Origin of the sequence: Myxococcus sp. CA056, from assembly GCF_013336715.1 — a bacterium.
Lineage (GTDB): Bacteria > Myxococcota > Myxococcia > Myxococcales > Myxococcaceae > Myxococcus > Myxococcus llanfairpwllgwyngyllgogerychwyrndrobwllllantysiliogogogochensis.
On record NZ_JABUMT010000058.1, the window covers coordinates 1 to 429 of the forward strand.

Genomic DNA, 429 nt, shown 5'->3' on the forward strand with positions numbered 1-429 from the left:
TCCCGCCATTGCCCTGTTTCCGAACACCGATCCAAATTTACGCGACGAGCGCGGCTCGGAGGCGCTGAATGCGCGCAATCTCGTGTGCTCCGCCTGCCGGGCGATCAAGCGCGCGGTGCCAGAGATCGGCCTCATCACCGATGCGGCGCTCAACCCCTATACGAGCCACGGCCATGACGGCGTGATGCGCGGCGAAAGCATTCTCAACGACGACACCGTGGCGCTTCTTGTCCGGCAATCCCTGCTGCAAGCGGAGGCTGGCGCGGATGTCATCGCGCCGTCCGACATGATGGATGGCCGCGTCGGCGCGATCCGCGAGGCGCTGGACAGCGCCGGGTTCGAAGACGTGCAGATCATGGCCTATGCGGCGAAATACGCTTCCGCGTTCTATGGCCCGTTCCGCGATGCCATCGGCACATCGGCGACGCT

General features: G+C 65.0%; 1 pseudogene. It reads left to right on the forward strand.

Going from position 1 to position 429, the window contains the following annotated elements:
- Window positions 1-429: pseudogene (locus tag HUA76_RS44815) on the forward strand (porphobilinogen synthase); the annotation flags it as partial.